The organism is Neochlamydia sp. EPS4, assembly GCF_000813665.1.
GTDB lineage: Bacteria > Chlamydiota > Chlamydiia > Chlamydiales > Parachlamydiaceae > Neochlamydia.
The window spans coordinates 50,224-72,232 of sequence record NZ_JSDQ01000059.1 but is presented as its reverse complement, the minus strand read 5'-3'; the positions used below and the strand labels follow the sequence as shown (position 1 = coordinate 72,232).

General features: G+C 38.3%; 18 protein-coding genes. 10 read left to right on the top strand and 8 right to left on the bottom strand.

Annotated elements, in window-relative coordinates; genetic code table 11:
* The 5 genes from DB42_RS11245 to DB42_RS06160 all read right to left on the bottom strand — a co-directional run.
* On the bottom strand, positions 1-131 hold a 131-nt coding region (locus DB42_RS11245; protein WP_193365281.1), incomplete at its 3' end, for a transposase.
* 592 nt (positions 132-723) lie between these two features.
* Positions 724-1,881 (bottom strand): molecular chaperone DnaJ, encoded by a 1,158-nt coding sequence (gene dnaJ, locus DB42_RS06175; RefSeq protein ID WP_044882199.1) that lies wholly within the window; start codon positions 1,879-1,881, stop codon positions 724-726.
* A 180-nt stretch (positions 1,882-2,061) separates the two neighbouring features.
* Positions 2,062-2,241, bottom strand: a complete 180-nt coding sequence (gene rpsU / locus DB42_RS06170; RefSeq protein WP_039384980.1) for a 30S ribosomal protein S21 — start codon at positions 2,239-2,241, stop codon at positions 2,062-2,064.
* A gap of 98 nt (positions 2,242-2,339) precedes the next feature.
* A complete protein-coding gene (gene tsaB, locus DB42_RS06165) occupies positions 2,340-3,026 on the bottom strand; it encodes a tRNA (adenosine(37)-N6)-threonylcarbamoyltransferase complex dimerization subunit type 1 TsaB (RefSeq protein ID WP_044882192.1) in 687 nt (228 codons plus the stop codon).
* Positions 3,014-4,168 carry a deoxyguanosinetriphosphate triphosphohydrolase family protein gene (locus DB42_RS06160; protein ID WP_044882191.1) on the bottom strand — a complete coding sequence of 385 codons (1,155 nt, stop codon included), beginning with the start codon at positions 4,166-4,168 and terminating at the stop codon, positions 3,014-3,016. Before DB42_RS06160 ends, tsaB begins: the two co-directional genes overlap by 13 nt.
* A gap of 373 nt (positions 4,169-4,541) precedes the next feature.
* Between DB42_RS06160 and lon the strand changes: the two genes are divergently transcribed.
* On the top strand, positions 4,542-7,058 hold the full coding sequence (gene lon / locus DB42_RS06155; RefSeq protein WP_044882190.1) for an endopeptidase La: 2,517 nt from the start codon (positions 4,542-4,544) through the stop codon (positions 7,056-7,058).
* A 255-nt stretch (positions 7,059-7,313) separates the two neighbouring features.
* Here the strand turns inward: lon and DB42_RS06150 are convergent, their stop codons facing one another.
* Together DB42_RS06150 and ychF are read right to left on the bottom strand one after the other, a co-directional pair.
* Positions 7,314-8,456 (bottom strand): class I SAM-dependent RNA methyltransferase, encoded by a 1,143-nt coding sequence (locus tag DB42_RS06150; RefSeq protein WP_193365280.1) that lies wholly within the window; start codon positions 8,454-8,456, stop codon positions 7,314-7,316.
* A 12-nt stretch (positions 8,457-8,468) separates the two neighbouring features.
* On the bottom strand, positions 8,469-9,569 hold the full coding sequence (gene ychF, locus DB42_RS06145) for a redox-regulated ATPase YchF (RefSeq protein WP_044882188.1): 1,101 nt from the start codon (positions 9,567-9,569) through the stop codon (positions 8,469-8,471).
* Positions 9,570-10,460: 891 nt separating this feature from the next.
* Between ychF and sctU the strand changes: the two genes are divergently transcribed.
* From sctU to DB42_RS06100, 9 genes are all read left to right on the top strand, one after another.
* A complete protein-coding gene (sctU, locus tag DB42_RS06140) occupies positions 10,461-11,534 on the top strand; it encodes a type III secretion system export apparatus subunit SctU (RefSeq protein WP_039384990.1) in 1,074 nt (357 codons plus the stop codon).
* A gap of 3 nt (positions 11,535-11,537) precedes the next feature.
* The gene (sctV, locus tag DB42_RS06135; protein WP_044882187.1) at positions 11,538-13,718 is read left to right on the top strand and encodes a type III secretion system export apparatus subunit SctV; all 2,181 of its coding nucleotides are present in this window, start codon (positions 11,538-11,540) and stop codon (positions 13,716-13,718) included.
* A gap of 37 nt (positions 13,719-13,755) precedes the next feature.
* Positions 13,756-14,664 carry a hypothetical protein gene (locus DB42_RS06130; RefSeq protein WP_044882186.1) on the top strand — a complete coding sequence of 303 codons (909 nt, stop codon included), beginning with the start codon at positions 13,756-13,758 and terminating at the stop codon, positions 14,662-14,664.
* 21 nt (positions 14,665-14,685) lie between these two features.
* The gene (locus DB42_RS06125; RefSeq protein WP_039384997.1) at positions 14,686-15,006 is read left to right on the top strand and encodes a TyeA family type III secretion system gatekeeper subunit; all 321 of its coding nucleotides are present in this window, start codon (positions 14,686-14,688) and stop codon (positions 15,004-15,006) included.
* 7 nt (positions 15,007-15,013) lie between these two features.
* Positions 15,014-15,487, top strand: coding sequence for a CesT family type III secretion system chaperone (locus tag DB42_RS06120; protein WP_162180763.1), 474 nt, complete (start codon positions 15,014-15,016; stop codon positions 15,485-15,487).
* Positions 15,488-15,676: 189 nt separating this feature from the next.
* Positions 15,677-17,278 carry a 4-alpha-glucanotransferase gene (locus DB42_RS06115; RefSeq protein WP_044882184.1) on the top strand — a complete coding sequence of 534 codons (1,602 nt, stop codon included), beginning with the start codon at positions 15,677-15,679 and terminating at the stop codon, positions 17,276-17,278.
* Positions 17,279-18,841 carry a transglutaminase family protein gene (locus tag DB42_RS06110; protein ID WP_238579006.1) on the top strand — a complete coding sequence of 521 codons (1,563 nt, stop codon included), beginning with the start codon at positions 17,279-17,281 and terminating at the stop codon, positions 18,839-18,841. It begins immediately after the preceding gene.
* 225 nt (positions 18,842-19,066) lie between these two features.
* Complete coding sequence (locus DB42_RS06105) at positions 19,067-20,083, top strand: HIT family protein (RefSeq protein WP_044882183.1); 1,017 nt, start codon at positions 19,067-19,069, stop codon at positions 20,081-20,083.
* Between the two features lie 11 nt (positions 20,084-20,094).
* Positions 20,095-20,685, top strand: a complete 591-nt coding sequence (locus DB42_RS06100) for a cob(I)yrinic acid a,c-diamide adenosyltransferase (protein WP_044882197.1) — start codon at positions 20,095-20,097, stop codon at positions 20,683-20,685.
* Positions 20,686-20,973: 288 nt separating this feature from the next.
* Here the strand turns inward: DB42_RS06100 and DB42_RS06095 are convergent, their stop codons facing one another.
* Entirely contained in the window at positions 20,974-21,873 is a 900-nt protein-coding gene (locus tag DB42_RS06095) for an ankyrin repeat domain-containing protein (RefSeq protein WP_044882182.1), read from the bottom strand.
* Between the last annotated feature and the right edge of the window lie 136 nt (positions 21,874-22,009).

Here is a 22,009-nt window from a genome sequence, read left to right as displayed (position 1 = left end):
TAAATTCTTGGACGGCCCTTCTTCCCCGTGCTTTTATTTTCCCTCCATCCTTTAATGGTTTCATCCGAAAACCATAAAGTTATGCTTCCTCTTTGTTCTAAAGCTTTGTTATACTCGGACCAATTACGTATGCGTTAAGTGAGTTTTTTTTCCATAGCCTGCCTATATTTTTGTTTAAGCAAACTAAATTTTACAGCTCTTATGTGTTAAAGAGCAATCTTATCGCATACACTTCTTAGCATTTACGCAACAACGCCGCTAAATGTACGAAAACTTAAGGTTATGAAACGATTATATAATGGTTACTCATCTATCTGCTAAGAAAGATTTAAAATATATGGTAGATTGTAGTAATCGACAAGAAGACGTTATAAAAAGAGGAAACATTGCTCTAAAGCCATCAATGCAGGTAAATTAAAAAGCAGAGCTTCGAGTATGCGAAGGATAAATAATATAAAGGCCGCCCCATGCAAGATTCATCTGTATGATAAAGATTTGAAATAGCTTGTAAAGTTTAAAAAAAGAAGGATTAATGTTGGCTAAGATAATGTTGGCTAAGATAATGTTGGCTAAGATAAAGGAGAGTAGATAACAACTCTAGCATAGATAACCTCTAGCATAGATAACCAAAATTTAGCGTTTATCAAAAAAAATAAATATTTAACCTCCCATTTCACAAATTATACTTTATCTTTCGATGAATAAGAGATGGACAAGAAATTTTTATTTAAAAATGCTTTTTATTTTATCCAAAAAGGAGTTACTTTTAGGTAAATTGGCAGGGCCTTGCAAAGTAGAAAATTCTTTTAACAATTTTATTTGCTTTTCGGAAAGCTGTGTAGGTGTTTCCACAAATATTTTAACTAGTAAATCTCCTTTCCCTTGTCCATGTACACCGGGAAAGCCTTCATTCCTTAAGCGGAATACTTTTCCATTTTGAGTGCCTTCTGGGATAGTAATGCGACAGGTATGGCCATAAAGACCAGGTACATCTTTTTTACACCCTAAAGCAGCTTCTGTAAAGCTAATCGGTAGATCTAGCAGAACATCATTCCCTTCACGTTCAAAAATTTCATGCGGCTCAACGTTAATAAAGACATAAAGATCTCCTGCGGGCCCACCACCATGCCCTGCATCTCCATAACCGCTCATCTTAAGGCGCATGCCACTATCCACACCTGCTGGTATATGAATTTTAACATGCTGCTTTTCTTTAATTAAGCCCTCTCCTCGGCAATCTTTACAGGGCTCAGTGATAATTTCCCCTTCTCCATGGCATTGAGGACAGCCCATAGACATGCTAAAAAAGCCTTTCTGCTCATATACTTGTCCAGCCCCATGGCAACGCGGGCACTTTTTCTTGCCCTTAGAAGAGGGGGTACCTTTACCATGGCAAGTCTTACAAGTGACATAGTTATTGATGGCTAATTCCTTATCAACACCCTTAGCTGCTTCTAGAAATGAAATAGTGATATTGGCACGTTTGCTAGCTCCTTGGCGGCGTATTTGAGCTGAGCCTCCCCCAAAGTCATTTCCACCAAAATAACTTTCAAATATAGACTCCCCACCCATGCCACCAAAAGCACCCATGAAAGTACGTAAAGCTTCATCGACAGAAGAGAATCCTGAAAATCCTCCTCCTCCAGCTGCTCCTGCCGCTGCTCCTAATCCTTCTTTACCATATCGATCGTAAGTTTGGCGTTTTTTATCATTGCTCAAAACTTCATAGGCTTCTGAAATTTCTTTAAAGCGTTTTTCAGCTTCAGCATTGCCAGGATTTTTGTCAGGATGGTATTTTATGGCTTTTTTTCGATAAGCCTTTTTAATTTCGTCTGCTGTGGCAGTTCGTGGAATTTCCAATGTTTCGTAATAGTCAGCCATAATGCTCACATAGATGTCTTGAGAGTGCATGTCTTTTAACATAAAAACATAGCACTCGGTGGAATTTAAAAAAACTTTAGCCTAAAGGGTATAGATACTCATTGTAATAATAAATCTAACACCCTTTGGGGAACTTATATTAAATCAATCGGCTTGTTACTTAAGCAAGCCTATCTGGTTTTAACGCTGTCTTTTGTATTTTAAAGCAGCCTTAGATTTTGCGCGCTTTTTAACCGATGGTTTAGCATAAAAGCGATGGGCTTTGACGGATTTCATTACACCCTCTTTATCTAATCTTTTCTTCAAGGCGCGAAGGGCTTTATCGATGGGTTCGCCAATACGGACTTTTACTAATGACATTTCGCTCAATTCCTAATTTTATAAGTTTAGTAATCACGGCAACACTTTTGCCAGTTTTCTAATGATGAAAGCATCATACACAATCGATGAGTAATTTATCAATACTGAATACTCTTTTGCAATTCTTTCTCTATTTCTGCTTGGGTTTTACGCAAATATAAAATCTCGAGAGGCTCTTTTTGCATGATCTCTCCCCTTCTCCATTTATCTTCCGATAAACGACTTAAATAAAGCGCATCGGGGCCTTTTTCTTCCCATGTCCACTGCTGGTTAGGATACATATTTTCTATCTTTTGTTTTAGTAGGAGACTATTAGGAGTAAGCAGATTGTTTACATTTTGTAGATATACGCCCACTTCACTTAAGGGAAGAAGTTGTACTTTTCCCTCACTTTGATAAGCTCCTTGGCTAGCTTGGCCTTTTAGTACGTACACTCCCCCTATCTTTGCATCAAAAAGTACAGCATACGAGCCCTCCTGGGAAGGAAGAAATCCTTCCAAACTACAAAAAGTAACCAATGGCTTTCTTAGGGAAAAAGCGACTGCTTTAGCCACTACAACGCCTACCCTTATACCCGTATAAGAACCCGGACCAATTCCTACCGCTACATAGCTCAAATCTGCCGCTTTTCTTCCCAAACATTTTAATCCACGTTCAATTTCGGGCAAAAGGGATTGAGAAGAATTTAATCCAAACGGAAAATTTCCTTGAAAGATTACTTCTATCCCATCAAAGAAGGCTGCGCAGCCGCGCTCACTACTAGTGTCGATTACTAACGAAAACATTCTCTTAAGTCAATCCTACGGGGAAGAGTAAGTTTTTCTAAGGTACGTATAAAAAAGCTGTCGGTCATTCCAGAAATATAATCAACCACCATTTGTACTAAAGAAGTAGAATTTTTGTAATGCTCATTTTTATTAAAAGCATAATTTTTCCACACGTAACTTTCTTCATTTAAATGATTAAGGTCTTCTAATAATAATTCAAATAAAAGACGATACGCGCGCTTGATCTTGCTAGATTCCACTTTGAGTTGAGGATGCACATAGATATGAGCAAAATTAAAATCGCGCAAAAACTTTAAGGCTTCAAAAGCTTCCATAGAAATACCTATGTAAGCTTGCTCGTAACTCACTTTAATAATTTCTTTAGCAAGAGTCGCCAGAATTTCTTGATTGGTGGTACCTAAAAATGTTTTGGGCACCTGTTCTTTAGATATGATTCCTAAGCGAATAGCATCTTCAATATCTTTGCCTATGTAGCTCATTGTATCACATAGTTTTACTAAGCATCCCTCTAAAGTTCCTGGAATTATGTTATAGTCCGGTTCTCTTGCTTTCTGTTTTTTATCGTTAAAGTGATCTTCCCATGTTTTATCAAAGCTAGGATGGATCAAAGAGCTGTTCATGGCACCATCGTGGCAAAGAAAACCGTCATAGACAGCAAGTCCAAGGTTAAGAGGTTCTATGTCAGTAAAAAGCCGGCATGATTGCAAAGGATGAGCAAACGCCCCATTCTCAAACATTATTGACAGTTCAGATAAATACTCCTCACCTTCGTGACCAAAAGGAGGATGTCCCACATCATGACCTAAAGAGATAGCTTCTACCAGATCAAGATTCAAGCGTAAAATCTCAGCAATTCCCCTAGCAAAGCTACTAACAAATTGTACATGTAAGCCACGATGAGTAATATGATCATTATCGACTAAGTATACGACCTGAGTTTTATCATTATAGCGAGCATACGCTCTAGAATGGATAATTTTATCTACATCTCGTTTATAAGGTAAACGATAATCTTCCTCATTACCAGCCTGCCGACTGTGGGTGGATGTACGTGCGGCTAAGGGATGCAAATAAGCTTTTTCCTGTTTTATTAATGCATGACGATAAAAGGAAAGAGTTTCACTAAAAGGGATAGTCATGTATTTACACTCATTCTTATAAAAATTCCTCATAGTAAATCTTAGTGAAAAATAATTTATAAAACAAGTCGTTTGAGTTATGAACCAGAAAGAATAGCTGATAAAAAAAAGTCTTTCCAATCTTATTTAAAAGCAGCCTAGTTGACCCATATTAATTATTAAAGATCGTATTTAAATATTTTTTTAGAAACATAACTTTCTTGTTTTTCTTAATAGGCTAGCTTAGAATAAAGCTTATCTAAAAACAACGCTGCTAAGTACACCTTTGGCAGGATCTCTGCTGCCTAGGAAAAAACGCTTTCTTAATTGAATGTTTATTCTTTATCCTCCATAATATTATCACTCATATAATTTAAATGGTAAGAGGCCAAGTTTGAATCTAGAAGATATTGAAGACAGTTCTTTTACTCAGCAGCTGGAAAATGCTGTGATCAAGACACTTGAAAATCAACAAAAAACAGAGAAAAGAAACTCCTTTCCGAACGAGCTATGTATATTTCCTCTTTTGAAAAGACCTTTTTTTCCTGGGATGGCAGCTCCTATAGTTATTGAACCTGGACCTTTCTTTGAAACTCTAAAATTAGTGGCTAAAACTGATCATAAGTCTATCGGTTTGATTTTAACCAGGCAAGAAGATGTTGATATCTATAAAGCTAGCTTTGGGGATCTTTATCAAGTGGGAGTTATCGCTCGTCTGTTGCGAATCATTCCTTTAGAGCAAGGAGGCGCACAAGTTATACTTAACATGGAAAGGCGACTACGTATTTTACGCCCTCTTTCTAACTCCAAAGTTTTAAAAGCCAAAGTTTCTTATTTTGAAGATAGTCCTACGCTTACCTCTGAGCTTAAAGCCTATGCGATCAGTATTATTTCTACCATTAAAGATTTATTGAAATTAAATCCGCTTTTTAAAGAAGAATTACAAATTTTTCTTAGTCATTCTGATTTTACCGAGCCTGGGAAACTTGCAGATTTTGCTGTAGCTTTAACAACCGCTTCCCGAGAAGAGCTGCAAGAAGTATTAGAAACGTTTGACATCCAAAAACGCATTGATCGAGCTCTTTTACTGCTTAAAAAAGAATTAGACTTAAGTGTTTTACAAAATAATATCAATCAAAAGATTGAATCCACCATCTCTAAAAGCCAGAAAGATTTTTTTCTGCGCGAGCAACTAAAAACAATTAAAAAAGAGTTGGGTATTGAAAAAGATGACAAGTCTCTTGATAAAGAAAAATTTGAAGGACGTATCAGAGAACGTAAAATACCTGCTGATGTATTAAAAGTCATAAAAGATGAGATGGAAAAGCTCTCTGTACTAGAGACGCAATCTGCTGAATACGCTGTATGCCGAGGATATTTAGATTGGTTGACCAATCTACCTTGGGGCATTCAAAGTGAAGAGTGTCAGGATATTGCGAAAGCTGAAAAGATCCTTGCGCACGATCATTATGGCCTAGAAGACATCAAGCAACGCATCTTGGAATTTATAGGAGTGGGTAAGCTTGTTGGAGGGGTAAAAGGCAGTATATTGTGCTTAGTGGGCCCTCCAGGAGTCGGCAAAACCAGTATCGGTAAAAGCATAGCTCGTGCTTTAAATAGAAAATTTTATCGCTTCTCTGTAGGTGGCATGCGAGATGAAGCTGAAATTAAAGGACATCGCCGTACCTATATTGGAGCTATGCCAGGAAAATTAATTCAAGCACTCAAGTTTTGCCAGACCATGAATCCCGTGATCATGCTAGATGAAGTGGATAAAATGGGAAGTAGCTACCATGGAGATCCAGCCTCGGCATTGTTAGAAGTTCTAGATCCCGAACAAAATCGTGAATTTTTAGATCACTACTTAGATGTTCACTGTGATTTATCTAATATTCTTTTCATTGTGACTGCCAATGTTTTAGACACAATTCCCGAGCCTCTTAAAGACCGCATGGATATTTTGCGCCTTTCGGGCTATATTATGCAGGAAAAAATTGAGATTGCCAAAAAGTATTTACTTCCTCGCAACCGTAAATTAATGGGATTAAAAGCTAAAGATATCACCTTTACGACTGAAGGCTTAAGAGCTATTATCAATGGTTATGCACGTGAAGCAGGAGTAAGAAGCCTTGAAAATAATATTAAAAAAATCATGCGTAAGATTGCCTTACGTATTGTTCGAGAGGCCTCCTTAGCTGCAGAAAAACCTCGTAAAAATAACAAGCAAAAGGATACAAAAGTCTTAACTTCTTCTTATAGTGTGACTCCCACCAGTTTACATGAATATCTCGGTAAGCCTATATTTACCTCAGATCGTTTTTATGAACATAATCCTATAGGGGTTAGCACAGGCTTAGCATGGACTTCAATGGGTGGAGCCACCCTTTACATTGAAACAATTAAAGTAGCCGCAGAAAAAACGGAGATGAAGCTAACAGGCCAAGCAGGCCAGGTCATGAAAGAATCTTCTGAAATTGCCTGGAGCTATTTACATAGTGCCTTAAACAAATATGCTCCCAGTTATAGCTTCTTTGAAAAAGCGCAAGTTCATATTCATATCCCTGAAGGTGCTACCCCCAAAGATGGCCCATCGGCGGGCATCACCATGGTTACAGCCTTATTATCTTTGTTGACCAATACCCCTGTGCTTAACAATTTAGGAATGACAGGAGAGCTAACTCTAACCGGACGCATTTTGCCTATCGGCGGGGTAAAAGAAAAACTAGTAGCAGCTAGACGCTCGGGTCTAAAAACTCTTATCTTTCCTAAAGATAATTTAAGAGATTATGAGGAACTTCCTGATTACATCAAAAAAGGAATAGACATACATTTCGTACAACATTATGACGAAGTCTTTCATATTGCCTTTCCTGATCTGGGGCATACTCTAGGCACTAAGTTGGACAAATAGAGATTTTAAAAAATCCTCTATCATAGTTTAACCTTTCGGGAATGCATGAATAATAGCTTATTCTTCTGAGTAACTTCTTACGTAATCATCGACTTAATAGAAAAACCTCACTTTAAGGAGAGAGGGAGCTCTCAGAAAGATGTTCCCCTTTTTAGACTCTATAGACGTAGGGTCTTTAAACGGTAAGATTTAAATGCCGCATGGAGAGGTTAGCACTTTATAAAAAACTTTATCCACTGTTTAGGCAAGCTTTTATTAATAAAGATCAAATTCAAGCAAGCGACTATCCACGCTACTATTAGTAATAACATGGCGACGACTCGCTGACAATCCAATTTCTTTGACCAAAGGGGTATTAGCCGTAAATATAAAGCCTCGCGCAGGTTTAGAAACATGATGCTTCATGAAGTCCCCCAGCGCTCTGTATAAAGGAATAAGAGTGTCTACATTGTCTAATCTTTTTCCGTGAGGAGGGTTGGTTAAAATCATGGTAGGCAATATTGAAGGACTAAATTCTCTAAAATCAGCTTGCTTAACTAGAACGTCCTTTAAAAACCCTGCAGCCCGCAAATTACCTTGACAGATACGTGCTATATTTTTATTAATATCTATCCCAAATAAATGATTTTTTGGGATCGCTTGCCTTAAGGCATCTACTTCTGTTTTTACTTTTAACCATTCTTCAAAAGAAAAATGAGGTAAAAGCATAAATCCCCACTTTTGACGCAAATATCCAGGTGCCGTACGAGAAGCGATTAATGCAGCTTCTATTAATAAGGTTCCTCCTCCACAACAAGGATCGAGTAAAATTTCGTGAGGTTGATAATCAGCTAAGCGTAGCAAGGCTGCAGCTAAAGATTCCTGCAAGGGAGCTTCTGCCGACTCTTGCCGATAACCCCTTTTATGCAAGGGAGTGCCAGAAGTATCTACGCTTATAGTCGCTTGATTATCGTGAATAAATAGGTTTAATTGTACATCAGGATTTTTAACATTTACACTCGGGCGATTGCCGGTTTTTGCACGTATTTGATCACATATAGCATCTTTAAGAACCTGTGCTGCGAACAAGCTATTTTTTAACTGACGATGGGAAACATTGGCATCTATGGCAAAATTTTTTCCTGAAGGTAAATATTTTAACCAATCAATACTGCTTCCCCCTTTGTACAAGCCTTTTTGATCATAACAGGGAAACTGAGCAAGTGGAAGTAAAACCCTTCCTGCTATACGAGAACAATAATTAAGGCGAAAAATAGCGGGGAAACTTTTATCAAAAACATAAGCTCCTCGAAATCCTTCTCGTACCTGAGTAAAGCCTAATTCCGCTAATTCTTGAATTAATAAAGATTCTAGACCTTGTCCGCAGGTCACAAAAAGATGATTAGGATTTTCTAACACAATAATACCTGCTTAATTATGCATAAATAAAATAACATCGCCGTCTTTTACCACATATTCTCGTCCCTCAGAGCGAGCCTTTCCAGCTTCACGTGCGGCTACACGTCCTTTATAAGTAACCATATCTTCATAAGAAACCACTTCGGCACGAATAAATCCTTTTTGGATGTCAGAGTGAATTTTACCAGCTGCTTCTGCCGCCGAGGTACCTCTATTGATGGTCCAAGCGCGCGTTTCAATTTCTCCAGTGGTGATATAGCTAATAAGCCCTAACATCTCATAAGAGGCTCTAATTAAGCGCTGAAGCCCCGATTCTTGCAGTCCTAAGCTGTCTAAAAATTGCTTACGTTCACTTAAGTTAAGCTGAGCAATCTCCTCTTCTATACGGGCACAAATAGAAATTACAGCATTCCCCTCTGCAGCCGCATAGTCACGCACACGTTTTACATAAGGATTTTCCATGTCAGGAAGATCATTTTCTGAAACATTAGTAGCATAAATGACTTTTTTCATGGTCAATAAGGGATAAAGCTGAAGAACTTCTCGTTCCTCAGGTGTAAATTCTAACATTCTCACCGGCTTGCTGGCATTTAAATGCTCTTGCACACGATTAAGCACTGCTAAGGTTAAAGCAAGCTCTTTTTTTCCTTTAAGCTGCTTTTCAACGCGCGGGATAGCATTTTCTATCATCTGCAAATCTGCTAAGCACAGCTCAAGGTTAATCACTTCGATGTCTCTGATAGGGTCTGTTTGTCCTGATACATGCACGATATCGGAAGAATCAAAACAGCGAACCACATGAACAATTGCATCTGTTTCTCGAATATTTGCCAAAAATTTGTTACCTAAGCCTTCGCCTTGGGAAGCACCAGCAACTAGCCCAGCAATATCGACAAACTCCATAGTCGCATAAATGATTTTATTGCTATGGGAGATCTCCGATAAGACATGCAGTCTGGCATCTTGTACTTCTACCACCCCAACATTCGGGTCGATAGTACAAAAAGGATAATTTGATGCAGGAGCTTGATTGGATGTTAGGGCATTAAATAAAGTAGACTTTCCCACATTTGGGAGACCTACAATACCGCAAGAAAGTCGGCCGGCTGCCATATAGATACCTCATAGTAATTAGTGGCAAAAGTATAGGATGAAATAGTAAAAAAAACAATAGAGAATCATGGGGAGGTCATAGAATAGGAAAAAATAGTATTACAATATTACTCCTTGCTGTTTTCTTACGAAAATTAGAGGTTAATCTTAATTTTAGGTTTATTAAGGCGATATCCATAACAGACTGGTTTCTTAGTCAAAAGGCTCTCGTTCCTTTAAAAGATATCCTCCACTTATTATTTCCTAATAAAATTTCCTACCTTTATGAAAGAACTTTTCTGGTTTATTGAATTATCTTAAAGGAACTTTACACTCAAACCTCCTAGCTTAAGATTTTAAGCTCAAGCCTTTTATTATAGAGATAACCTATCATACAGCACTTCTAGGTGCGCAGAATAAAGTTAAAAAATTATCATTTTTTGAATTAAAACTTTTTTGTAAATTTTAAAATATATTTAGATTACTTTCTTGCAAAAGCTTGTGGATATCATTTTCCCTATTACCTTTAAGTCTTCCACAATTAAAGGGTTGCTTGCTCGTTGAAATTAATGAAATTTTTAGCTATAATCTAACTAGTTTTAAGAACCTGACTTTAATTTCTTTGTTAAATTATTGTAATTTCTCCTTCGATTTTGTCATCCACCCCCTAAAAAGCTTACCTAACGCTTGTTAACTTTAAATAAATTTTGGAAGAATTAATTTTCATCTCGTTTGGAAAGAGGGGCCATCCAAAACTCCTTGACCATTCAGAAAGAAAAGAATTATACTAGACTTGTAGAGTGAAAGAATGTCTTGTCATCATTTGCGCACGGGCAAATATTTAAATTTTTCATTATAACTGATAAAATTTCTTTATTTTTGCCCATTTATTCCTAAGCAGAGGCTGTGGCCATGGGCGAAAAAACCGAAGAAGCAACACCAAAAAAATTAAGAGATGCAAAAAAGAAGGGTCAGGTAGCTAAATCTCAAGACCTTCCTTCTGCTTTTACCTTCATTGTCTCGGTTTATGCAGCCGTAGCATTAAGTTCAACCCTTTATCAGCAACTTGGGGATTTTACGGTAGGGACTTTTCGCATGATAGCCACCACTAACTTGGAGGTAGCTATTCCTCAACTCTATTACCAATCAGCCATTGTAATCTTTATAGCTAGTATTCCTCTGATGGCTATCGTATGTGTAGTCGGCGTTATCGTCAATTTTTTAACCGTTGGCCCGGTTTTTGCTATAGAAGTATTTAAGTTTGACCCCAAAAAATTTAATCCGATACAAAACTTAAAAGCAAAGTTTAAGCTTAAGACTTTAATTGAATTGTTAAAGTCGACATTAAAGTTATTGATTGCTAGCTACTTAATCTACCAGGTTATGATGAAGAGTTTACCCATTTTAATAAAAACAGTGTCTATGCCGATGATATCTGCTTTGTTGGTTTTTGATGCTTTTTTAATGGAAGTGGTGGCTAAAATAGGCTTATTTTTTATTATCATCGCGGTAGCCGATTTTATCTATCAGAAGAAAACATTTGCTAAAGAAATGAAAATGGAAAAATTTGAGGTTAAGCAAGAGTATAAAAACTCGGAAGGGGACCCACATATTAAAGGTAAACGAAAGCAAATTGCTCATGAGATTGCTTATTCAGAAGGACCTGCAGCAGGTGTTAAAAAGGCCAAAGCAGTGGTCACTAATCCTACTCACCTAGCCATAGCAATAGGATACGAACGAGAAATAGACGCAGCTCCTTACATCTTAGTAATGGGTAAAGATTTACTAGCAGAAAGAATTATTAAACTTGCCGAAGAATACGAAGTTCCGGTCTTACGGAATATTAAATTAGCCCATCGACTCTGGGAATCTGGGGAAATTTATCAGTATATCCCCGAAGACACCTATGAAGCCTTAGCAGAAATACTACGGTGGGTTAGCTCGTTAAATACTGAGGCTCAATACGATTATATAGGGGAAAAGTAACAGATGAACTTTTTTAGAAAAATTTTGGACGGAATAACTGCCCGCCTAGGAGGAGAAAGATCGCTTGAAAATATTTCAAGATCAAGTGACATATTCCTTGCTTGCTTGATCATCGGTATTTTAATGATGATTATCCTTCAGCTACCCCCTCACCTCATTGACTACTTAATTGCCTTTAACTTAGCGATCTCAGTGGCTCTCTTAATGGTGGGGATGTATATCCCTAGTGCTGTGCATCTATCTATCTTTCCTTCTTTACTGCTAATTACTACCCTTTACCGTCTAGGCTTAAATATTGCTTCCACTCGTCAAATTCTATTACATGCTAATGCAGGCGAAATTATTTATGGTTTCGGCAATTTTGTTGTCGGCGGCAACTTTGTAGTGGGAGGAGTTATATTTCTTATCATTACCTTGGTCCAATTTATTGTAATCACTAAAGGTGCTGAACGGGTGGCAGAGGTAGCCGCACGTTTTACTTTGGATGCGATGCCCGGTAAGCAAATGAGTATCGATGCTGATATGAGGGCAGGCATTTTAGACCAAAACCAAGCCCGTGAAAAACGCCTAGCCATCCAAAAAGAGAGCCAGCTATATGGTGCGATGGATGGTGCAATGAAATTTGTGAAAGGTGACGCGATTGCAGGCATTGTAATTACCCTCATTAACATTTTAGGGGGAATTATTATCGGTAATACGATGAATGGAATGACCATGGCGGATGCCGCCCAAACCTATAGCGTTTTATCGATCGGTGATGGTCTGGTATCTCAGATTCCTTCTTTATTGATTACTATTACTGCAGGTTTAGTTACTACACGCGTTTCCAATGAAACTTCCGATTCCAACTTAGGTGCTGAAATATCAGGGCAAATTTTAAAGCAGCCTAAAGCTCTGCTCCTTGCTGCAGCCTTTTTAATGGGCATGGCCATTATGCCTGGATTTCCTGCCGCTCCCTTCTTAATACTTTCTGCAGGAATGGGTTTAATTGGCTACTCTCTTATGTCAGCAGCAAGACAGAAAAGAGAAGCTGCGGGCGGCCTTACCTCAGCGGGAGGAGGAACTATTTCTTCAGTAGCCGCAGCAAGTCCTAGCATAGACACTTCTGTTTCCGGCCATAAAGTGATTGCAGGTGGAGGCATTGATAATTATGCTCTCACCCTTCCTGTGATTCTAGAATGTGGGAAACATTTAAGTGGAGAGATCCAAAAAGCCCAAAAAGGACAAAGTTTTGTCGATCAAATGATTCCTAAGATGCGTCAAGCTCTCTATGCAGATCTAGGAGTGAGATTTCCTGGCGTGCACGTACGTACAGACTCCCCTGTCCTTGAATCCGATGAATACTCCATTCACCTGAATGAAGTTCCTATTATCCGAGGAAGGGCTTTAGAAAACAGCGTGCTAACAAACGAAAGTGAAGAAAATCTTAAGCGCTACAACCTTCCTTACGTAAGCTATAAGAACTCATTAGGGATGCCTTCCTTGTGGGTAAATATACAAAACAAAGAGCTTTTAGATAAAGCAGGTATCAAATATTGGAATGCCTTAGAGGTGATGGTTTTGCATGTGTCTTACTTTTTTCGCCATTATGCTAATGAATTTGTGGGCATCCAAGAAGTAAAATCGATGATTGAGTTTGTAGAGAAGTCTTTTCCTGATCTGGTCAAAGAAGTTACCCGTTTAATTCCGCTCCAGAAAATGACCGATATCTTTAAACGTTTAATTCAAGAACAGGTCTCCATCAAAGACTTACGCACAATTTTAGAAGCTTTAAGTGAATGGGCCCAAACAGAAAAAGATACAGTTTTACTGACAGAATATGTACGTTCCTCCCTTAAACGCTACATTAGCTTTAAGTATTCACAAGGGCAATCTGTTCTTTCAGTTTATATCTTAGACCCTGAGATTGAGGATATGGTGCGCGGTGCTATTAAACAAACTTCTGCCGGCTCCTATTTAGCTTTAGACCCCGATTCTGTTCAATTAATTCTACAAAGCATCCGCAATACCGTGGCGCCTCCCCCTCCTGGCGGGCAGCCCCCCGTTATCTTAACAGCCATCGACGTTCGCCGTTTCGTTCGCAAACTTGTAGAAATGGAGTTTTCTGATATTTCGGTAGTCTCCTACCAAGAAATTGTTTCTGATATTCGTCTTCAACCCTTAGGGAGAATACAGATAGGATAGCCTAATTTTAACGTTAAGTTTCACAAGAAGGTAAGCTATGGTCGTAGATCTTGGACATTTACAAAACCCGGATGGATTAAAACAAATTCTGATGGGAATGAAAGAGGATCAAGCATCCGATAAATTGGTAGCAAAAGCTGCTATTATCGCTTCTGAGCAGAAAGCAGAATTGCAAGAGCAACAATCGGAGGAAAAAAATCCCTTAGCGGCAGCGCTGCGCCGCTCAGATCGTCAGATTAAAGCTCACACCTCTAGTGTAAAAAAAGCTAAGGAAGCCAAATTAGCGCAGAAAAAGCTAATGCCGCCTAAAGAGTTAGAGGAAAGGGCTCAAGAATTTTCAAGAAGGAACCCTCAATTTCCTCCTGCAGGCTTACTCGCCTTAACAGAAAAGCTTAAAGATGGCATGAGTAAGCAAGAGATCTTGGAAATGATCCAAAAAGAATATCCCAATCCTATTGAAGCTAGCTTAGCATTAGAATTTCTTATTTCTGTGACCTTAGAGGATTTTAAAGAAACTCTTCAGTTTGCTCAGGTAGATTTAAACAATGAAATCATTGATAAACGTGAACAGGAAGTAGCGCAAAAGGTCGAGAAGGAAGCCAAAAAGGCTACACAAGAAGCCACCGAAGCTGCCTTAAAAATTGTGCAAGGAGGGGATCTTAATAAATTATTAGATTATTTGATGTCCACCCCTATTGAAGCTACAGCTATTTATAAAATGTTAGATGAAGGCTATGGAAAAAACTTAAAAAAAATTGAGTCTTTCCTTTTAAAAAAATGTGGGATAGAAATAAATAAGCTGAAGAAGCTAGATGACAAAGAAGACGTGGCCCACATGAAAAATACGATGGCTCTTTTAAAAAAATTGCAAGCTATCATGGGCGTTGATAGATATTTTGAAATTCGAAACGCTAACAAAACTACAAAAGCCGCTAGAGCTGGCTAGAATTTTTAACCACGATTGACTATGGCAAAATTTACTGCCCATGAAGTTTCTAGGCAATTCTTATATTTGGCCGCAGAAAGATTTTTGTCGTCGGATAAAATCATCCAGGCAGCCGTGAAAGCTGGTGCACAGACAATAGAAGATAAAATTACTTTGATCAACCAGATGCGTGATGCAGTTAGACAAGTTTCTATCCATCATATCTTTCGCTCTGTCCAACATCGCGATGAAATGTTTAGTGCCATCCTTGAAGCCTTAAGCGACTTAGAAGATCAATTAGAAGAAGAGCTAATTAAACAAGAAGAAGAACAGCAGCTACATATTAACCCTAATAATGAATGAGGTTTTAATGCCTTCTCATAATCTAGAATCGCTTCTGAAAGATCTTGGAGAGAAAATTGAACTTTCGCATTTAGAGCCTACAGGCAATAATAATATTACCCTTCTTTTAAAAGGCAATAATGAGGTGGTGTTGCAGAAGCATAACTCTCAGCCTTATCTGATCATTTCCTTCGAGATCCTTGAATTGCCTATCGGCCGTTTTCGTGAAAATATCTTTCGAGAAGCGCTTAAATTTAATCATCTAAGCAAAGCCCATGAAGGCATATTTGCTTTTAGTAAAAAAACTCAAATGTTTTTTTTGTTTGATATGTTACCTTTTGATGAAATCTCCGGAGAGCAAGTGAACACAATTATGCAGAATTTATCAGAAAAAGTTACCCTTTGGAAAGAAGCTCTTAACCACGGAGAAATTCCCACCATCGGTTTTTCTAGCTTAACTTCTCCAGAAGGAGCTGGTAGCTTTTTTGGCATACGGCCTTGATAGGCTGATATTTTTTTAAGGGCAGGCAGGTAAGCTCTCTTAATCATTTCAAAGAGACCTTTGGCCAAGAAAATCTAAAAGCAAGCATAAAGCTGCTTATCTTATTTTGAAAATTAATGGCTAGGATGATTTAGTCATTTTTTTATATTTATTCTTATATAGACTATCTATTAATCTGCAGGCATGACAATGATAACGCCCCAGCTTTGTAACTCGCTTTTGGCCACTCCCTCAGCTCCCGGCTGGAAGGCGGTAGGCATAAAACAGCACCACGGAATTAATGTTCCCCTATTTTCTTTACATACCAAGAATAGTGGGGGTATAGGCGAATTTCATGATTTAAAATGGGTGATTGATTGGTGCCATCAAGTTAATTTTAATGTGATCCAGCTTCTTCCCCTCAATGATACGGGCCCCGAACCTAGCCCCTATAGCTCTATTTCAGCTTTTGCTTTAAATCCTTTGCATATAAGTCTTTCTTCCCTTCCCGGTGTAGAAACTTATAAAGATTTAGCAGGCTTACTTGCTGAATTGCAATTACTCACAAAAAAACAGCGTGTGGATTACCCTACCCTACATATTAAACGCGATCTTTTTTTACAGCTCTACTATCAATATACTTATGCCCATCACTCTCAATCCCCAGGCTATCTAAATTTTACTAAAGAAAATCCTTGGCTGCAGGGCTATGCTCTTTTTAAGGCATTAAAAGAAATTAGCAAGTGGCAACCTTTAGATAGCTGGCCTTCAGAACTTCAAGATCCTTGCCCAGCAGAAATAGAGCGGCTGCAAAAAAAATATGAGACCCAAATTTCCTATCATATATTCCTCCAATATCTTTGTTTTAAACAATTTGAAGAAGTACGAAAGTATGCTCAATCTAAGAACATCTTATTAAAAGGCGATATCCCTATCCTTATCAGCCGAGAAAGCGCCGATGTATGGCTTCATCGCAAACTTTTTATCATGGATCAAAATGCTGGTGCTCCCCCAGATATCTATAGTCAAGAAGGGCAAAATTGGCACTTTCCTCTTTACCATTGGGAGGAGATGGAAAAAGACCATTATACCTGGTGGCAAGAGCGTTTAAAGGTGGCTGGTCGCCTATATGACATTTTTCGCATCGATCATATCGTGGGCTTTTTTCGTATATGGGCTATACCGTTAGGTCAAGCTAGCGTTCAGGGAAAGTTTTTTCCTGAAGATGAAACACAATGGGCTCCTTTAGGTAAAAAAAATCTGGCAATGATGCTAAAAAATTGCTCGATGCTACCCATTGGCGAAGACTTAGGGGCCGTCCCTCCCAAGGTGAGAGAATGCTTAAAAAACTTAGGGATTTGCGCTACAAAAGTTATGCGATGGGAGAGAAATTGGGAAGGAGATAAAAGCTTTATTGATATCCATGCCTATCCGCCAGAAAGCATGACTACAGTTTCTACCCATGATTCAGAAACATTAAAACAGTGGTGGAAAAACCATCCCGAGGAAGCCCTTTATCTATGTCAAGCCAAGGGATGGAAGTATGAGCCTGATTTATCATTTGAGAAAAATCTAGCCATCCTTAAAGACAGCCATCGCTCTCCTAGCCTTTTTCATATTAATCTTCTCCATGAATACTTTTCCCTTTTTCCCTATATGGCATGGGATGAGCTCAGCGATGAGCGCATTAATGACCCGTCGGGGCAATCCAATACCAATTGGACCTATCGCTATCGACTTTGTTTTGAAGAGATTTATCATAATAGCGAATTAATAGCTCTTATGAAGAGCTTAGTTGAAGTTAACAATTAAATGAAAATGCGCTTGATTTTCTTTATCTTTTTTATTTTTTTCTATTCATCTTTGGGGGAAACAAGAGAGCCTAGCCACCCTAAGATTAAAGCACTTTACAGTAGCTTAAATCCTCATTCCATTGCAGAACACCTTGCCTTCTATCAGCTTTATCCTCATAGCATAGAAGGCAAAAAAGCTTGCCATGAGGCATGGCAACTTCTTAATAAAAACAGGGGCAATGAAAAAGTCTCTTTATCCTCTTTACCCGATGTGAATTCTATCCTTCAAACGATCATTGCTTTAATTAACAAAGAACCTAATGAAGAGCTCCCTTCTCTTTCAGGGGCAGAGCTAAAGGTGATAAATAAGCTCTGCAGCCAGCTAGGCAATAGAAGGCTAAAAGGCTATAAGGCCACTTCAGAAGCAGATATTATCGCTTTGCCTTCTCAAGAGATTGATTTAGCACGAGGGATCTTTTTATCGCAGCTAGGTGAGGGACCAGCAGCCCTTTTACAAATTGATAGCTATGAAGCCCTGATAGATTTAATGGCTCTTCAAATATTAGCTCAAATTCCTACCCCTGCTACTCCTGAACAAATAATCAAAGCGATTAATCATTTTGTGTTTACCGAAATGGAGTTTCGTTTTCCCCCTCACTCTTTATATGCTAAAGATATAGATATTTATACATTTTTACCCGCTGTACTTGATTCTAGAAAAGGAGTCTGCTTAGGAGTTTCTATTCTTTACCTTAGCTTGGCCCAACGTCTTAGTTTACCTTTAGAGATGGTTACCCCACCTGGCCACATTTACGTCCGCTATCATCAAGGTGACAAAGCTATCAACATCGAAACAACGGCGCGAGGAGTTGATCTTGAAAGTAAAGAGTATTTGAGCCTCGACACATGCCAGCTGCAGTTGCGTGATCTTAAAGAAGTTATTGGCTTTGCTTATATCAACCAAGCTTCTGTATTTTTACAGGAAGAAAAATATGAGCAGTCCTTAGCCATTTATTTAAAAGCCCTTCCCTATTTACCTCACGATATTTTGCTAAAAGAGCTTTTGGGCTTTAATTATTTATTTGTAGGGAATCCCGAAAAGGCAATTGCTTTGCTAGAGGAAGTTAAAAATTATATTCCTACCTATACGATTAGCTCCAGTACTTTAGCAGAGGATTATCTTTTAGGGAACATAGACGCAGAAGGAATAAAAGCCATATTTATGCGAGTAGATGAAACAGCTGCCTCCATCCTCGAAAAACAAAGCCGACTAGCCCAAGCAATAAAAAAATATCCTCAGTTTCGAGCCGGAATGGCCGCTTTAGCTATCACATGGTTGCAGCTTCATCGCGAAGGAGAGGCACTTGAAATATTGGAGAAACATCATGCCCTTCAGCCCCTTGATCCTACTACCCACTATTACATGGCTGCACTCTATGCAGAAAGAATGGATTATAATAAAGCATGGAATCATCTAAAATTAGCAGAAAAAATTGCACATGGGCGTAATCATTTTCCACTTGCTTTAAAAGAGCTTAGATATAAAATTGCCTACTTATGCCCTGAATTTCTTGCGGATTAGATTGAAAGAAAATCAATACATGCTTGCAAGCTAACAGAAGTTAAAGCAATCTTATAGCTTAAAGATGAGTTAGCAAAATTTTAATGCTTACTTTGTGGAAGCAAGATGAAGAAAAAGCATTCTACATTTACTTCTATTAGCCAAAATCCTTTTTTCTTAGAAGTAATAAAATTAAGAATGGATGACATTTGAAGTCGTAACCTACATCTTAAAAGGCTATAGCTGATGATAAAAAAGATCTCCCTCGCCCTTCTATTGATACTCATCATGACAGGTTTGACTTTTTTTTACTTGGCTCCTCGCAAACAGTTTCTCCATTATCCCAAAAATACTATTTATCGTAGTCAAACGGTCCAGATCGCCGTACCTTCTTGCCCCTTGCAAGCCAACTCTTTGATAGTAGAATCTATATTTCCCGAAAAAAGTCTCTCTCAATGGACTAAAAGACAGCATGCTGAGTCTTATCATCTTCTGGAGAATACAGCTCAATTATGGAAAGACAATGAATTTATCGATAACTTTATGATTATTGCTACCATTCCTCCACGTATGCATGCTGATAATTTTTTCTGGGAAATTATTCCTTACACAAAAAAAAATTACAATTTATTTGAGCAGCTTTTAGTGCTAGGAAAGTTAACCTTTGATAGTCCCTGCCTTCCCAAAGCTGAACGTCAATCCATTAAAAGGAAATACCAAGGCTATCTACCTTTCTTTTCCAAAAGTTATAGGCCTATTCCTGAAGACAACTTTTGCCCTCCGGTAGATGTCTTTTGCCAGCCAGAAATTATTGCCAAGCAACTCCTCTACGAAGGCAAACATACTCATCTACTCTACAATCATGCCCCCATAGGAATAGGTGAAGAAAAACTTCATTTTATAATTATCCCTAAAGCCCATCGTACAAATTTTATGGAACTTACCTTGGAAGAATATGTAGAAGCTCAAGAGATTTCCTCTAAACTTATTTTATATTATAAACAAAGAGGCTATCCTATTGTCTATATTTTTCATAAGTCAGGAAAGTATGCCGGGCAAACTGTACCTCATTGGCATGAGCATCTTATTTTTGTGCCGCACCGCACTCATGAATTTATAGGAAAATTAATGGTCTTGCAAAAAATGCTTTTCCCTACCTCTCCTCTTAATGAGAAGAAATTTAAAAAGCTTGTTGATAAATATCGCCTACAAGTAAAAGAGGCTTTAAACTCTTTAAATGATAGGAATTACACTAAGGAATAGTTATGGCAAAGATTAAAATTTATACTAAAACCGGCGATAAGGGCGAAACATCATTATTTTCTGGCCAGCGTGTGCTTAAAGATGATCCTTTCATCGAAGCTTTAGGCTCTGTGGATGAATGTAATTCAGCAATTGGAACGGCTCTTTCCCTATTGCCTAATGATCCACAATTACAGCTAACTAGAAAACAACTAGAAACCATTCAACATACTTTGTTTGATCTGGGAGCTGCCATCGCTACTCCCCTCAGTCAGGCTTCAGCAAGTAAAGTTGAGCGCACACGTTTTGATCAGGAAGGCATTGGATTTTTAGAGAAATGGATTGATCTAATGGAAGAGCAACTCCCCCAACTTCATACTTTCATCCTCCCTGGCGGCCATCCTGCCGGCGCTTTTTTACATCTAGCACGCAGTATTTGCCGCCGCGCTGAAAGAGATGTGATCCCTCTTAGCAGAAAAGCCGATATCTCAAAAAATGTCACCATTTATCTTAATCGCTTGTCAGATTATCTTTTTGTGTGCTCCCGATATGTCAATCATCTTTGTAAGCAACCGGAGATCTTTTGGACTATGCATAAACACTCATCTCTTATTGAAAGCTAAAGGAAAACTGATCACCTCAAGGATGGAGGTTAGCTCTTCATTTTTAAAAATTTAAATAAATTTAATGGCAAAGGACTCTTACACAGCTTATAAATTTTCCCTTCAAGGCAACGTCTATTACCTATAGATAAAAAATGTGGCGAATCAAGTTCTAATATATTTTTTCTATCATGAATTTAAACATTCTATTCCTCCATACAGCCTTAAGAAGCGCTTAATAGCGTTGAACTATCGCTTCCACAAAAAGGTATTATATGGTGTCTTTCGGAATACTACATATATTGTTTTTTAAAGATTTTTTTCAAGTTTTTGAAGATGCTTAAAATATTTCTTAACACACACCGTGATTTCGTACCGAGCTTTTCTTTCAGTGGTAGAATTTTTATTTGGCAAAAATTTACATTTTTGCTTGGCAAAACCTTTTACATCTAAAGAAGAGTCTAACAGTGGGGAGTCTCCCTCTTGCCGGCGCTTTTTATCTAGCTTAAGCAGTTTTTTAGTAGCAAGGAAGTTACCCTCTTCTATAGCGTGATATATAAAAGGAAGAGTTCCAGCTACATGAAGGTCAGCTCCTTTTGCTAATAGAAGCTTAATAATTTCAGGATAAAACCGTTTCTTACCGATAGTATAATGGAGAGGAGTTTTCCATTTCTTATCTATGGCATTTATATTTGCCCCATAATCAAGTAAGCGAGACGTAATCCCCATTAGACCTCGCTTTGTTGCTAGATGAAGAGGAGTAGAGCCTCTTTTACTGTTACAATCGCTTATTCGCGCATCTGCTCCTTTGGAGAGAAGGTAATGCACTAATTCTTCCTGACGAGAACGCACGGCTTCACTCAAAAAACTCTTTTGTTCCTTAAAGAAATCACAAAGAATCGATGGATTTTTAGCTTCTATAATTTGTGTGACTCGTTTGAGCTGCCCCTGGCGGCAAAACCACTGCAGGGTGGAAACATTAGGGCCTTTTTTTTCATCGATAAATACGAGAAGGCTCTCATCTCTAGATAATTGGGTAAACTTTTTACACACTAGCCTTAGCTGGCGCATTTCCTCAGCACTTAGATAACGTAGGATGGCAAGAAACAATTCATCGGGCCAAGATTCAAATGGGCTTAACTCCAGGGAGTATCTTTCATGAAGAATAGTAGATACAGAGATAGCTGAATTATTTGTTATCTGATGCATAAAGTTAATCTCTTTAATTCCTGCTCCCCTAATAAAAAAGAGGGTTGTGGTTCATTAGTAAGCGATCACGGGATATAAAAGGCTTTTTTGATATCCTAGGGTATAGGTTGCTTGGTACGAGCTGCATGGATAGCGT

What these genes read in the sequence shown, in the direction of transcription:
- dnaJ (WP_044882199.1), bottom strand. Translation starts at nt 1,881, where the DNA reads ATGGCTGACTATTACGAAACATTGGAAATTCCACGAACTGCCACAGCA.
- rpsU (WP_039384980.1), bottom strand. Translation starts at nt 2,241, where the DNA reads ATGTCATTAGTAAAAGTCCGTATTGGCGAACCCATCGATAAAGCCCTT.
- tsaB (WP_044882192.1), bottom strand. Translation starts at nt 3,026, where the DNA reads ATGTTTTCGTTAGTAATCGACACTAGTAGTGAGCGCGGCTGCGCAGCC.
- DB42_RS06160 (WP_044882191.1), bottom strand. Translation starts at nt 4,168, where the DNA reads ATGACTATCCCTTTTAGTGAAACTCTTTCCTTTTATCGTCATGCATTA.
- ychF (WP_044882188.1), bottom strand. Translation starts at nt 9,569, where the DNA reads ATGGCAGCCGGCCGACTTTCTTGCGGTATTGTAGGTCTCCCAAATGTG.
- sctU (WP_039384990.1), top strand. Translation starts at nt 10,461, where the DNA reads ATGGGCGAAAAAACCGAAGAAGCAACACCAAAAAAATTAAGAGATGCA.
- sctV (WP_044882187.1), top strand. Translation starts at nt 11,538, where the DNA reads ATGAACTTTTTTAGAAAAATTTTGGACGGAATAACTGCCCGCCTAGGA.
- DB42_RS06130 (WP_044882186.1), top strand. Translation starts at nt 13,756, where the DNA reads ATGGTCGTAGATCTTGGACATTTACAAAACCCGGATGGATTAAAACAA.
- DB42_RS06125 (WP_039384997.1), top strand. Translation starts at nt 14,686, where the DNA reads ATGGCAAAATTTACTGCCCATGAAGTTTCTAGGCAATTCTTATATTTG.
- DB42_RS06120 (WP_162180763.1), top strand. Translation starts at nt 15,014, where the DNA reads ATGCCTTCTCATAATCTAGAATCGCTTCTGAAAGATCTTGGAGAGAAA.
- DB42_RS06115 (WP_044882184.1), top strand. Translation starts at nt 15,677, where the DNA reads ATGATAACGCCCCAGCTTTGTAACTCGCTTTTGGCCACTCCCTCAGCT.
- DB42_RS06110 (WP_238579006.1), top strand. Translation starts at nt 17,279, where the DNA reads ATGAAAATGCGCTTGATTTTCTTTATCTTTTTTATTTTTTTCTATTCA.
- DB42_RS06105 (WP_044882183.1), top strand. Translation starts at nt 19,067, where the DNA reads ATGATAAAAAAGATCTCCCTCGCCCTTCTATTGATACTCATCATGACA.
- DB42_RS06095 (WP_044882182.1), bottom strand. Translation starts at nt 21,873, where the DNA reads ATGCATCAGATAACAAATAATTCAGCTATCTCTGTATCTACTATTCTT.